This is a genomic window from Vibrio sp. S12_S33, from assembly GCF_963889785.1.
GTDB lineage: Bacteria > Pseudomonadota > Gammaproteobacteria > Enterobacterales > Vibrionaceae > Vibrio > Vibrio aestuarianus.
This window is the reverse complement of the sequence record NZ_CAWPQZ010000037.1, coordinates 1-13,236: the sequence shown is the minus strand read 5'-3', so window position 1 is coordinate 13,236 and position 13,236 is coordinate 1. Positions and strand designations below refer to the sequence as shown.

The window sequence follows — 13,236 nt, the reverse complement described above, 5'->3', positions numbered from 1 at the left end:
ATGTCTGGAGAAAGAAAGCGCGGATTTTTACGTTTAGATACAGACGCTAATGTAGAGCAACCCAAAAAATGGGGGCTGCCAGACTACGGTGCTGAGGCGAATAAAAAAGCCAAAGAAACCGCACTGAACTATGACCCAGGTTGGATGCCTAGCTTTGACGAACCTGAAGTAGAAGAACCATTACAACTGACCGAAGAAGAGATCGAACAGATCAAGCGAGGTGCTTATCAAGATGGTCTACATCAAGGTCAGGAAGCGGGTTTTAAGCAAGGTTACGAAAAAGGAAAAGAAGAAGGGTTAGCGGCTGGGCATGAAGAAGGACTAGCGCAAGGCAAGGAAGAAGGGATTGCTGAAGGGCAATCCTTTATTGAACAACAAGTTGAAGTATTTGTTGGCTTAGCAAATCAATTTGCTCAACCTCTTGAATTGATGAACGCCCAAGTCGAAAAACAGTTGGTTGATATGGTATTGACGTTAGTTAAAGAGGTCGTCCATGTTGAAGTCCAAACTAATCCTCAAGTCATTCTTGATACGGTGAAATCTTCCGTTGAAGCACTCCCTGTTTCAGGCCATGCTATTACCTTAAAGCTGCACCCTGAAGACGTTGAAATCATTCGTTCGGCTTATGGTGAGAAAGAACTTGATTTTCGCAATTGGACGCTGGTCGGTGAACCTGCATTGAATCGTGCCGATGTGCAAATTGAAGCGGGTGAGTCGAGCGTCAACTACCGAATGGAAGATCGCATTCGCAGTGTACTGAAAAGTTTCTGTGGCACCAATCGTCATCAACAAGGTGAACACTAGTGTTAGCGCTTGCTGAACGTCTCAGTCAATACAAGACTGAAGGGTTAACCTGTAGGCCGATTGCGTCTGGAAAATTAGTGCGTGTCGTTGGGTTAACGCTTGAAGCCACAGGGTGTAAAGCACCGATTGGTAGCTTGTGTGCGGTTGAAACGATGTCTGGTGAAATGGAAGCTGAAGTGGTTGGCTTTTCTGGAGACAATCTATACTTGATGCCAAGCGAGCAGATCACCGGTGTTTTACCGGGTGCTAAAGTAACACCGCTTACTGGTGATACGGGTTTGCCTGTTGGAATGGAATTACTCGGTCGTGTGATTGATGGCGTGGGTAATCCTCTTGATGGCCTTGGCCCTATCTATACCGAAAAGCGCGCCTCATTTAATGCTGAACCCATTAACCCGCTAATGCGTAAGCCGATCACAGAGCCACTTGATGTGGGACTTAAAGCGATTAATGGTTTACTAACAGTTGGTAAGGGGCAGCGTATTGGTCTGTTTGCCGGTTCTGGTGTCGGTAAATCGGTTACTTTGGGCATGATGACGCGAGGCACTACTGCGCAAGTGGTCGTTGTCGGTTTGATTGGTGAGCGTGGTCGAGAAGTTAAAGAATTTATCGAAGAGATTTTAGGTCTTGATGGTCGTCAACGCTCTGTAGTAGTTGCAGCGCCTGCTGACTCATCGCCGTTAATGCGACTTAAAGGTTGTCAAACAGCCCTGGCTATTGCCGAATATTTTCGTGACCAAGGTTTAGATGTTTTACTGCTAATGGACTCACTAACTCGTTTCGCGCAAGCGCAGCGTGAAATTGCCTTATCGGTAGGTGAACCACCTGCAACTAAAGGTTATCCGCCTTCTGTGTTTGCGAAACTACCCGCGCTTGTTGAGCGTGCTGGTAATGGTGGGCCTACACAAGGTTCCATTACCGCATTTTTCACTGTTTTAACCGAAGGTGATGATTTACAAGATCCGATAGCCGATGCCTCTCGTGCGATTCTCGATGGTCATATCGTCTTGTCGCGTGAGATGGCTGATGCTGGGCATTACCCTGCCATTGATGTTGAAAAATCAGTTAGCCGTGTTATGCCACAGATTACAACTGACGAGCACATGCTAATGTCTAAAGCTGTGCGTCAAATACTCTCTATTTGTCGTAAAAATCAAGACTTGGTTTCGATTGGAGCTTACAAACCAGGGACCGATCCTGCTATTGATGGCGCTTTCACTCTCAAACCCAAACTTGATGAATATTTACAGCAAGGTATGAAGGATTCAGTGCCCTATGATATGTGCATCAATATGCTTAAGCACGTATTGCAGGTTGGGTAATAGTGAATGGATAACGCATTAGAATTTTTGTTAGAACAAGCGAAAGACAAAGAAGAAAAAGCGGCCATGGCGCTTAGTAAATCGCGCAGTGAATTGGATAGTTACTACAAACAACTATCGCAGATTGAGCAGTATCGCCTCGATTATTGCCAGCAGTTAGTTGATCGTGGTATGTCTGGACTTAGCGCAAGTGAATATGGTCATTTGAATCGGTTTCTTACTCAGTTAGATGAAACATTATCTAAGCAAAGAGATGCGGAACAGCACTTCAAAACACAAGTTGAGAACTGCCAAGATCATTGGTTGGAAGTGAGAAAGCAACGACGCTCTTACGAATGGCTGATAGATAAAAAGCAGACTGAAGCACAACGTTTGCAGGAAAAGCGTGAGCAGAAACAAATGGATGAATTTTCAACATTATTGTTTAGCCGTAAGCGTTCTAACAACAACCCATTTTAAAGCTGCCTCATTCATTTTTACATTGGCGCATTTCTTGCTTTATTTTACTCCACTATCGGTGAAAAATGACTGAGAGGTTCGTTATCAACCTCTCATTGATTCACTTCATTCTCTGTTTCTAGTGCGAGCATCATGGATATGAATGTAAATATTACAACACCATCCGATACATCAAAAATAGCCAGTGTCAGCAAAGTAAGTACGGATTCTGCTAGTGAAAGCTCTGAATCGAAAGGTTTTTTCGAAAAGCTTACTGCGATCATTACGGGTTCCGATGCAAAAGAAGCGGCAGAGGCTAAATCTACTGAAGTTAAAGCGAGCATCCCCGCTGAGGTGAAAGCTGCCATTGATACTGAAGACGAGGCAGAAGTTGCCCCGCTAGATTCAAAGAATGCAAATGTAGAACAAGCGGCAGATAAAAGTAGCGATGCTTTATTAGCTCAAAAACTTGATGGTGAAGAGCTAAGTGAAGAGGCTGAAATTTCACTCGGAGCAGATAAACACTCCAAATCAAAATTGTCATCAGAGTCTGATGACGTTGCAATACAACAAAAAACAGCACAAGTGATGAGTGATGGTAATGAAATTTTAGGTCGCCTCAATAGTGCAAATCAAGCTCTTACTGATGCGAACGGCAAAACTTTGCCACAAGAAAAAAGTCAATCTCTTGAGGGGGCTGAAATCCAAAGAGCCGATAGTATCGACCCTAAAATGGTGGCAGTTATTCCATCCTCTCCACTCAATGAAAATATGCATGCTAAAAGCGCGATAAATGATACTCAGCTCAGCCAGGCTGATAATCTTCAGCTCCAACCGGGTGAGCCTAAAGCAGACATTCCAGCGTCAGTCCAAAAATTCATTCAACAGCCAACCTCTGAACTCGCGCTGACAGAACAAGAATTATCACAGCGGGTACCTTTGACTGCGAGGGGTGAAGAGGAAGAGCAAAGCTATGAAGCTTCAGAGCAACATGCTATTGGTGCGCAGGCATTGATAGCCGCCTCTACAGTCGATACTCACCAAGTGGTTCAACCTCAATTAGCAGTGACTCCTACTAATGTCTTAGAAGTACAAGGCGAAACGGTTATTGCAAGTGATGCCGTACTGGCGGCAGCCATTCCTTGGGCTGGCGCAGCGGCGATAGAAGGACAAGTTATCCCACTCGATGGTAACGATAGTGCTGCTACATTAAAAGGCAAAAGTCAGGCGACTCCAGTGGCGAATTCGGTTCATCAAGCCTTAGTTCAGCAGCAGTCACAAACAATGCAAGCGTCAGTTGCGGCTGATAAAACCGCATTGGCGAACTCAGCATTTTCGGCTGCAGGAAGTGATGTCACTAACGCGCAGGTGCAGCAAATGATCAACACGATGCCTATGCAGACAGCAATCACCCCTGAGCAACCTATAAGTCAGGCTGCATTGAAGGCGGCGTTAGGTGCAAAAGCGCTTGCGGGGCTTGGCGACAGTGGAGCAGCGCAAGAGCACAAAGATAGCTCGCTTGCTCATCAAATATCGACTGCAGCAGGCCAGCAAGGTATCACGTCAGCGCAACATCGTGCTGAGAACTTGCAGCAAGCAGCGCTTCAACCTCCTTTGCATCTCAATAAAGAGATGGCGAGTGATCAAATGGCAGAGCGTGTGCAAATGATGATGTCGAAAAATTTAAAGCATGTTGATATTCGTCTTGATCCACCTGAGCTAGGCCGTTTGCAAATTCGCATGAATATGAATGGCGATGGTGCAACTGTGCACTTTACTGTCGCTAATCATCAAGCTCGTGATGCGATAGAACAATCTATGCCGCGACTGCGAGAAATGCTTGCTCAACAAGGAGTGCAATTGGGTGATACTTCGGTACAACAGCAAAATGCTGGACAGCAGCAGTCACGCTATGCATCAAGTGGCGATGGCCAGCCTAGTCAATTATCACGCAATGAAAGCTATTTGGGTGAAGAAAACCTTGATACGGACGTCAAACTTGATTTGAATGTCGCATCAAAGCGTGATGGAATCAGTTATTACGCTTAAACTAAATTAAAAATAACGACATAGAGAATATTATGGCTGATGAAGAGGTACAAACGAATGCTCCTAAAGGGAAGAAAAAGCTGCTCATTATCATTATTGCGGTCGTTGTATTATTGTTAGGTGGTGGTGGAGCGGCTTTCTTTTTAATAGGAAGTGATGACGGTGCTACAAGTAGTGAAGATGCATCGACGCAAGTGGTTTTACCGGCCGATCCTGTGGCCTATGTTAATATTCCTCAACCGTTCGTGTTTAATGTTACTGGCGATAAAAGAGACCGCTTAGTTCAAATTAAAGTACAACTGATGGTCAGAGGATCAGAAAACGAAAACCTAGCTCGTTATCATTCACCATTGGTTGAGAGTTCACTGTTAGCAACGTTTGCTTCCGCTACGGTTGACCAGCTTCGCAGTGCAACTGGTCGGGTTGAACTTAGAGATAAAGCAACTGATGATATTAAATCGGCGTTGACGAAAGCGGTTGGACAGCCTGTTATCGAAAAAGTGTTATTTACCGATTTTGTAATTCAATAGGTGAAGCGTGACTGACTTATTAAGCCAAGACGAAATTGATGCGCTACTGCATGGCGTAGATACGGTTGATGAAGTTGAAGATGAATTAGATCCCTCAGAAAACAGTGCGATCAATTTTGACTTCTCTTCTCAGGACCGTATCGTTCGTGGGCGAATGCCGACGCTAGAGCTGATCAATGAGCGTTTCGCGCGTCACATGCGTATTAGTTTATTCAACATGCTGCGTAAAACAGCCGAAGTATCAATCAACGGCGTACAGATGATGAAATTTGGTGAATACCAAAATACTCTTTATGTACCAACCAGCTTGAATATGGTGCGTTTTCGTCCTCTTAAAGGAACGGCATTGGTCACAATGGAAGCACGTTTAGTGTTTATCTTGGTGGAGAACTTCTTTGGTGGTGATGGGCGTTTCCACGCTCGTATTGAAGGGCGTGAATTTACACCAACAGAACGCCGTGTTATCCAACTGCTGTTGAAAATTGTATTCGGTGATTACAAAGAAGCGTGGTCGCCTGTAATGGGTGTTGAGTTTGAATACTTAGACTCTGAAGTGAACCCAAGCATGGCGAACATTGTGAGCCCAACAGAAGTCATCGTCGTTAGCTCATTCCATATTGAAGTTGATGGGGGAGGCGGCGATTTCCACGTGGTTATGCCATATTCAATGGTAGAGCCTATTCGCGAATTGCTCGATGCTGGTGTTCAGTCCGATAAAATGGAAACGGATGTTCGCTGGAGTTCAGCTTTGCGCGAAGAAATTATGGATGTTCCGGTTAATTTCAGAGTGAACTTGTTAGAACAAGACATCTCATTGCGAGATCTCATGGATCTACAAGTGGGCGATATCATACCGATTAAAATGCCTAAACATGCCACTATGTTTGTGGAAGAACTTCCTACTTACCGCGTGAAGATGGGGCGTTCTGGGGAGAAAATGGCGGTCCAAGTATCAGAGAAAATTAAACGTCCTGATGTAGTGAAAACCGACCTTGCCTTTTTAGGTAAAGACATCATGTCTGAATTTGAAGATGATGATGGCGAACAAGACAACGAAGAATTATAAAATAGGTAACGAAGATGGAACCAAGTGACGACCAAAAACTGGCGGATGAATGGGCTGCAGCCCTTGGTGAAGACCCGTCTGCACCGAATATTGATGTTGATGAAATACTTGCCGCGCCCCTTGATGAACTCAAAGACACGTCGCCACCGATCACAGAAGATGAGCGCCGTAAACTAGACACTATCATGGATATTCCCGTGACCATTTCGATGGAGGTCGGGCGTTCGAAAATCAGTATCCGTAACTTACTGCAATTGAACCAAGGCTCTGTTGTTGAACTTGATCGAATTGCCGGTGAGTCATTAGATGTGATGGTTAACGGTACCTTGATTGCGCACGGAGAAGTGGTGGTCGTGAACGATAAATTTGGTATTCGTTTAACGGATGTGATCAGCCAAACTGAGCGTATTAAAAAGTTGCGTTAAACCTATGCTGTTCATCGACAAAGAAGTGTTCTGATGAAGAAACTTACCAGTTTATTACTGTTCTCTGGCCAAGCGATGGCCGCTGCTAGTGAGCAATTAGATTTAGCGACCACCTTAGGGTCGCTTTTGTTCGTTATCGCCTTAATCTTCTTTTTAGCTTGGGTGTTAAAACGCATGCGGGTTCCTACTTTTGGCAACCAAAAAGGACTGAGCATTGTGCGCCAGCTTCCGCTTGGCACCAAAGAGCGTATCGTTATTGTCCAAGCTGGTGAAGAACAATTCTTAGTCGGTGTCACGACGCAGACCATTCAACTGATCGCGAAATTAGATACTCCACTGAAACAGGAGGAGCTGGAGGCCAGTCCTTTTGCCAGTCAACTGACTCAGCTATTGAATAAAAATGATAAGAAATAGTCGCATAACCTTTTCAGGTTTATCTTCTCATCCGATGCATCTGTTTATTTTGATGATGACATTGCTGTTTGCTCCAATCGCATTTTCACAGCAGGAGCTAGCAACGCCAATTCCAAATACGGCTGCTGGTGCTGAGAGTATGACAGTCACCGCGATGAGCCGAGACAGCGGCGCTTCTCAAACTACCGCATCTAGTTTTAGTGGTGGCGGTGGAATCCCCGCATTCACTGTGACCACCAACGCCAGTGGTGGCGAAGATTATTCGATTAACCTACAGATATTAGCGTTGATGACCATGCTGGGCTTTTTGCCTGCCATGGTCATTTTGATGACATCCTTTACGCGCATCGTGATCGTGATGTCGATTTTACGCCAAGCGATGGGTTTGCAACAAACGCCATCTAACCAAGTGATCATCGGCATTGCCATTTTCTTAACCTTTTTTATTATGTCTCCGGTGATTAATCAGATAAACGAACAAGCGGTACAGCCCTATCTCAACGAGCAGATAACAGCGCGGCAAGCGTTTGATACGGCGCAAGGGCCAATTAAAGCCTTTATGCTTAAACAAACACGGGTTAAAGACTTAGAAACCTTTGTCGAAATCTCAGGCTCTCAAGCTAATAATCCTGAAGATGTATCGATGGCGGTGCTGATCCCCGCTTTTATCACTTCTGAGCTGAAAACCGCGTTCCAAATTGGTTTTATGCTATTTTTACCATTTTTGATCATCGACTTAGTAGTGGCATCTGTGCTGATGGCAATGGGTATGATGATGCTCTCGCCGATGATTGTTTCTCTACCTTTTAAACTGATGCTGTTTGTGCTGGTGGATGGATGGAATCTCATTCTTTCCACCCTTGCCGGCAGTTTTGCTTTGTAGCGGGAGGACGTATGACTCCTGAAATATTTGTCGAACTGTTCAGATCTGCATTGTGGATGGTGCTTATCATGGTATGCGCCATCATCATTCCAAGTTTGTTGATAGGTTTAGTGGTTGCTATTTTTCAGGCAGCCACTTCAATCAACGAACAAACGTTGAGTTTTCTACCGCGTTTAATTGTGACGTTGCTAGCCCTAATGCTTTTCGCACACTGGATGACACAAATGCTGATGGAATTCTTTTTTTCCATTATTGAACGGCTACCACAGGTACTGTACTAGGAGCTTGAATGGAATATCCAACAAGCGTCATTTTAGAATGGATTGCTAATTATTTTTGGCCATACACCCGTATTTCGGCCATGTTAATGGTAATGACGGTGACTGGGGCACGTTTTGTTTCAACTCGTATTCGCTTATATTTGGGGTTGGCAATCACTTTCGCGGTTATGCCCGCGATTCCGGCTGTTCCTGAAAACATTCAACTGCTTTCATTTCAAGGTTTTCTTACTACTCTCGAGCAAATCATTATTGGTGTGGCGATGGGGATGGTCACACAATTTCTCATTCAAACCTTCGTCATGCTTGGTCAAATATTGGGTATGCAGGCGAGCTTAGGTTTCGCTTCGATGGTTGACCCTGCCAATGGTCAAAATACGCCACTGCTTGGCCAATTGTTTATGTTTTTGGCTACCATGTTCTTTTTGGCCACCGATGGCCATTTGAAGATGATTCAGCTATTGGTCTTTAGCTTTAAAACATTGCCGATCGGTAGTGGTTCATTGACTACGGTTGATTTTCGAGAAATAGCGTTATGGTTAGGCACGATGTTTAAAGTGGCTTTGAGTATGTCGTTGTCAGGTATTATTGCGTTATTGACGGTCAACTTATCCTTCGGGGTGATGACTCGTGCGGCACCTCAACTGAATATATTCTCGCTCGGTTTTGCGTTTGCCTTGTTGGTCGGTTTATTGCTGTGTTGGTATATTTTGGGCGGCCTGTATAGCCATTATGAACTATTCTGGTTAGAAGGTGAGCAGCAAGTTTGCCGCCTTATTCGTATGAACTGTTAGGAGGCGCATTTGGCAGAGTCAGACGGTCAAGAACGTACCGAAGACGCCACGCCCAAACGGTTGGACGAGGCGCGAAAGAAAGGGCAGGTTGCAAGGTCTAAAGAATTAGCCTCTGTATCAGTATTGGTGATGGGGGCGATATCGTTAATGTGGTTTGGAGAATCACTGGCGAGAGCGTTGTATTCGTCAATGGGGCGTATTTTTAGTTTGAGTCGCGAAGAGGTATTTGATACTGGCAAACTATTTGACATTGCGCTCGGCTCACTCTCCTCGTTGTTATTGCCCTTAATTTTGATCTTAGTGATGCTTTTTATTGCCGCATTAATTGGCGCTGCTGGAGTGGGTGGCATTAATTTCTCGGCCGAAGCGGCAATGCCTAAGCCGTCAAAAATGAACCCCTTGAGTGGCATTAAAAGAATGTTTGGTCTGCAAAGTTGGGTTGAACTGTTTAAGTCCATCCTTAAAGTCTTGCTCGTTTCTGGGGTGGCGTTTTATTTAATTGAGGCTTCTAAAGAAGATTTATTCCAATTGAGCAAAGATGTTTACCCACAAAATATTTTCCATGCGTTGGATATTTTACTCAACTTTGTGCTGCTTATCAGTTGTTCACTACTGGTGGTGGTGGCAATAGATATTCCATTTCAGATTTGGCAGCATGCTGATCAGTTGAAAATGACGAAGCAAGAAGTTAAAGACGAATACAAAGATACCGAAGGTAAACCAGAAGTTAAGGGGCGTATTCGAATGCTGCAACGCGAGGCAGCACAGCGCCGCATGATGGCTGATGTTCCACAAGCCGATGTTATTATCACCAACCCAGAGCACTTTTCGGTGGCTTTGCGCTATAAACAAGATAAAGACAAAGCACCTATCGTAGTAGCCAAGGGTGTTGATCACATGGCAATGAAAATTCGCGAAGTGGCACGTGAGCATGATATTTACATCATCCCTGCGCCACCACTGGCTCGGGCGTTGTATCACACCACTGAGTTAGAGCAAGAGATCCCCGATGGGTTGTTCGTTGCTGTAGCTCAAGTGCTGGCTTATGTTTTTCAGCTTAAACAGTACCGTAAGCGCGGTGGGCAAAGGCCTAAACTGGAAGAGCAAAACATGCCCATTCCCCCAGATTTACGCCATTAATTTTAATTTGATAAACATTTGAGAAATTACCACACTGGCGTATTTATCTATAGATATATACGCCACATACTATGATGTGGCATTTTTAGGGATGATGACGTTATTTGTCCGGTATGGATAGTAAAACGAGTACCGCACCACCACCACCAAACTCTAGGGGCGCTTGATGGAAAGCCATCACGTCAGGGTGCTGAGCTAGCCAAAGCGGCACTTTTTGCTTAAGGATATGCTTACCAATGCCGTGTTGAACACAAGCACAGTGGACATTTTCTTTTACACAGTAGGCAATCATAGCGCCAAGTTCTCGTTTTGCTTCTTGCTGTGTCATGCCATGCATGTCTAAGAAAACATCTGGTACATACACACCACGCCTTAATCGCTTCACCTCGTATTTAGACACATCATCACGTGCATAACGTGTAGGTCCGTCTTCACTGAGTAAAGGCATAAACTCATCAGAGAAATAAAATTCTGTATCGCTGGCTTCACGCGCTACACGGCGGATTTCTTTTTGTTTGAGGTTTCTGTTTGGCTGCTGGATTATGGTATCCTGTCGCAACTTTTTGACGCCCTGTACTGCATCCCGGAACAAGTCGAAATCGTCATCGTGTTCGGTGTCTTTTTTGCTCATTGGGTCTGGTCATTTTCTAACTGATCGAAATTGGCAGTATTGTAGCGCTTTTTGGAGGCAATTTTGGATAAGATTTTTGTAGATGAGGCGGTTTCTGAACTTCACACGCTTCAAGATATGATTCGCTGGACTGTGAGTCGCTTTAACGCTGCCAACTTATTTTATGGTCATGGCACAGATAACGCGTGGGATGAAGCGGTGCAGTTAATCTTGCCAACGCTCTATCTTCCGATTGATGTTCCTCCCCACGTATTGAATTCTCGCTTAACCAGTAGTGAACGTCTGCGCATCGTTGAACGTGTAATCAAGCGTATTAATGAACGTACACCAACTGCTTACTTAACCAATAAAGCGTGGTTCTGTGGGTTAGAGTTTTATGTTGATGAGCGCGTATTAGTACCACGTTCACCAATTGGCGAGCTTATCGAAGCACAATTTCAACCTTGGTTGATCGAAGAGCCTGTGCGCATTATGGACTTGTGTACGGGCAGTGGCTGTATTGCGATTGCTTGTGCTCATGCTTTCCCGGAAGCTGAAGTGGATGCGGTTGATATCTCAGTCGATGCGCTGCAAGTTGCTGAGCAAAATATTCAGGATCACGGAATGGAGCAGCAAGTATTCCCAATTCGTTCTGATTTATTGCGTGATCTACCTAAAGAAAAATATAACTTGATCGTATCCAATCCACCTTATGTGGACCAAGAAGATATGAGCAACTTACCGAAAGAGTTCACCCATGAGCCTGAACTTGGTTTGGCGGCGGGTACTGACGGTTTAAAATTAGTTCGTCGTATTTTAGCAAATGCACCGGATTACCTGACAGATGACGGTATTTTGATCTGTGAAGTGGGCAATTCGATGGTCCATATGATGGAACAATATCCAAATATTCCATTTACTTGGATCGAGTTTGCCAACGGTGGTCATGGCGTATTTATGCTGACTCGTCAGCAGTTGCTCGATTGTGCTGACGAATTCTCGTTGTACATCGATTAAATAGCGCTCAATGCTTTAAATAGAACGCCAGCTGACATGCTGGCGTTTTTTATGGCCTGAAAATGCAATTGGCTTATTTTGGGGCTTTACATCATTTCGTAATAAAGCGACTATGAAAACACGAACAATTGAATGAATCGGTGCTGCTCACCCAGCCTTAGGCTAGGTATGAGAGGTATCAATATTGAGGAAGTAATGGCAGGAAACAGTATCGGACAACATTTTCGAGTGATGACATTCGGAGAAAGTCACGGTATCGCACTAGGATGTATCGTCGACGGATGCCCTCCAGGATTGGAAATTACAGAAGCTGACTTACAGAAAGACCTAGATCGTCGCCGTCCGGGCACATCTCGTTATACCACGCAACGTCGTGAACCTGATGAAGTCAAAATTCTCTCGGGTGTATTTGAGGGTAAAACCACAGGTACATCGATTGGTCTGTTGATTGAAAATACAGACCAACGTTCAAAAGATTACTCTGAAATTAAAGATAAATTTCGTCCAGGCCATGCCGATTACACCTACCATCAGAAATATGGTATCCGTGATTATCGTGGAGGTGGTCGATCTTCTGCGCGTGAAACGGCCATGCGTGTTGCGGCAGGGGCTATTGCTAAAAAATATCTTAAACAACAATTCGGTGTTGAAGTCCGTGCCTATCTGTCACAGATGGGTGACGTATCGATTGATAAAGTCGATTGGGATGAAATCGAAAATAACGCTTTTTTCTGTCCTGATATCGACAAAGTCGATGCCTTTGACCAACTTATCCGTGACTTGAAAAAAGAAGGGGATTCTATTGGTGCTAAGCTGCAAGTTGTCGCAACGAATGTGCCTGTTGGTCTTGGCGAGCCAGTATTTGATCGCCTAGATGCAGATATTGCTCATGCATTAATGAGTATTAATGCGGTGAAAGGGGTAGAAATTGGTGATGGTTTTGACGTTGTGCAGCAAAAAGGCAGCCAACATCGTGACCCTCTGACTCCGCAAGGTTTTGCGAGTAACCACGCTGGTGGTATTTTGGGCGGTATTTCGACTGGTCAAGATATTGTGGCTAATATTGCACTCAAACCAACCTCAAGCATTACCGTACCAGGTGATACTATTACCCGCGCTGGAGAGTCGACGCAACTGATTACCAAAGGCCGCCATGATCCGTGTGTTGGGATCCGAGCGGTGCCGATTGCTGAAGCAATGCTTGCCATCGTTTTAATGGATCATTTACTGCGTCATCGCGGTCAAAACTTTGGTGTGCAAACCGAAACACCTAAAATCTAAAATGGTCGGTTAAAATACAAAAATGCCCTCGATATGAGGGCATTTGTTTATTCTGTGAATACAGAAAACCACGGGTTTACCCGTGGATGAATGCCTTTGGAGACGGTACGATGGATAAATGCAATATTACACCTCGTCCCATAGTGTCTATTACACGAAGTATCACGTAGTTTGGGTAACTAAGT

Annotated in this window: 15 protein-coding genes; 14 read left to right on the top strand and 1 reads right to left on the bottom strand. The window is 44.6% G+C overall.

The window, feature by feature from the left end; all coding sequences use genetic code 11:
* The 12 genes from fliH (at position 1) to flhB (ending at position 10,143) form a co-directional block, all read left to right on the top strand.
* Positions 1-804 carry a flagellar assembly protein FliH gene (gene fliH / locus AACW06_RS14875; protein ID WP_053311857.1) on the top strand — a complete coding sequence of 268 codons (804 nt, stop codon included), beginning with the start codon at positions 1-3 and terminating at the stop codon, positions 802-804.
* The gene (gene fliI / locus AACW06_RS14870; protein ID WP_192075662.1) at positions 804-2,126 is read left to right on the top strand and encodes a flagellar protein export ATPase FliI; all 1,323 of its coding nucleotides are present in this window, start codon (positions 804-806) and stop codon (positions 2,124-2,126) included. The genes fliH and fliI overlap by 1 nt, the downstream gene beginning before the upstream one ends.
* Before the next feature lie 6 nt (positions 2,127-2,132).
* Positions 2,133-2,585 (top strand): flagellar export protein FliJ, encoded by a 453-nt coding sequence (fliJ, locus tag AACW06_RS14865; protein WP_053311855.1) that lies wholly within the window; start codon positions 2,133-2,135, stop codon positions 2,583-2,585.
* Positions 2,586-2,723: 138 nt separating this feature from the next.
* Positions 2,724-4,613 carry a flagellar hook-length control protein FliK gene (locus tag AACW06_RS14860; protein WP_238336722.1) on the top strand — a complete coding sequence of 630 codons (1,890 nt, stop codon included), beginning with the start codon at positions 2,724-2,726 and terminating at the stop codon, positions 4,611-4,613.
* A gap of 32 nt (positions 4,614-4,645) precedes the next feature.
* Positions 4,646-5,143 carry a flagellar basal body-associated protein FliL gene (fliL, locus tag AACW06_RS14855; RefSeq protein WP_192075660.1) on the top strand — a complete coding sequence of 166 codons (498 nt, stop codon included), beginning with the start codon at positions 4,646-4,648 and terminating at the stop codon, positions 5,141-5,143.
* Positions 5,144-5,150: 7 nt separating this feature from the next.
* Positions 5,151-6,209 carry a flagellar motor switch protein FliM gene (gene fliM, locus AACW06_RS14850; protein ID WP_192075659.1) on the top strand — a complete coding sequence of 353 codons (1,059 nt, stop codon included), beginning with the start codon at positions 5,151-5,153 and terminating at the stop codon, positions 6,207-6,209.
* 14 nt (positions 6,210-6,223) lie between these two features.
* Positions 6,224-6,634 (top strand): flagellar motor switch protein FliN, encoded by a 411-nt coding sequence (fliN, locus tag AACW06_RS14845; RefSeq protein ID WP_053311852.1) that lies wholly within the window; start codon positions 6,224-6,226, stop codon positions 6,632-6,634.
* A 33-nt stretch (positions 6,635-6,667) separates the two neighbouring features.
* Entirely contained in the window at positions 6,668-7,048 is a 381-nt protein-coding gene (fliO, locus tag AACW06_RS14840; RefSeq protein WP_192075658.1) for a flagellar biosynthetic protein FliO, read from the top strand.
* A gap of 34 nt (positions 7,049-7,082) precedes the next feature.
* On the top strand, positions 7,083-7,931 hold the full coding sequence (gene fliP / locus AACW06_RS14835) for a flagellar type III secretion system pore protein FliP (RefSeq protein ID WP_192075682.1): 849 nt from the start codon (positions 7,083-7,085) through the stop codon (positions 7,929-7,931).
* A gap of 11 nt (positions 7,932-7,942) precedes the next feature.
* Positions 7,943-8,212, top strand: coding sequence for a flagellar biosynthesis protein FliQ (gene fliQ / locus AACW06_RS14830; RefSeq protein ID WP_053311849.1), 270 nt, complete (start codon positions 7,943-7,945; stop codon positions 8,210-8,212).
* Positions 8,213-8,220: 8 nt separating this feature from the next.
* Positions 8,221-9,003, top strand: a complete 783-nt coding sequence (fliR, locus tag AACW06_RS14825; protein ID WP_053311848.1) for a flagellar biosynthetic protein FliR — start codon at positions 8,221-8,223, stop codon at positions 9,001-9,003.
* Between the two features lie 9 nt (positions 9,004-9,012).
* The gene (gene flhB / locus AACW06_RS14820) at positions 9,013-10,143 is read left to right on the top strand and encodes a flagellar biosynthesis protein FlhB (RefSeq protein ID WP_192075657.1); all 1,131 of its coding nucleotides are present in this window, start codon (positions 9,013-9,015) and stop codon (positions 10,141-10,143) included.
* A 100-nt stretch (positions 10,144-10,243) separates the two neighbouring features.
* Here the strand turns inward: flhB and smrB are convergent, their stop codons facing one another.
* Positions 10,244-10,774, bottom strand: a complete 531-nt coding sequence (smrB, locus tag AACW06_RS14815; protein ID WP_192075656.1) for an endonuclease SmrB — start codon at positions 10,772-10,774, stop codon at positions 10,244-10,246.
* A 63-nt stretch (positions 10,775-10,837) separates the two neighbouring features.
* On the opposite strand from smrB, the gene prmB reads away from it, so the two are divergent.
* Both prmB and aroC read left to right on the top strand, forming a co-directional pair.
* Entirely contained in the window at positions 10,838-11,770 is a 933-nt protein-coding gene (gene prmB, locus AACW06_RS14810; protein ID WP_053311845.1) for a 50S ribosomal protein L3 N(5)-glutamine methyltransferase, read from the top strand.
* Between the two features lie 195 nt (positions 11,771-11,965).
* Complete coding sequence (gene aroC, locus AACW06_RS14805) at positions 11,966-13,051, top strand: chorismate synthase (RefSeq protein ID WP_192075681.1); 1,086 nt, start codon at positions 11,966-11,968, stop codon at positions 13,049-13,051.
* Positions 13,052-13,236: the final 185 nt, after the last annotated feature.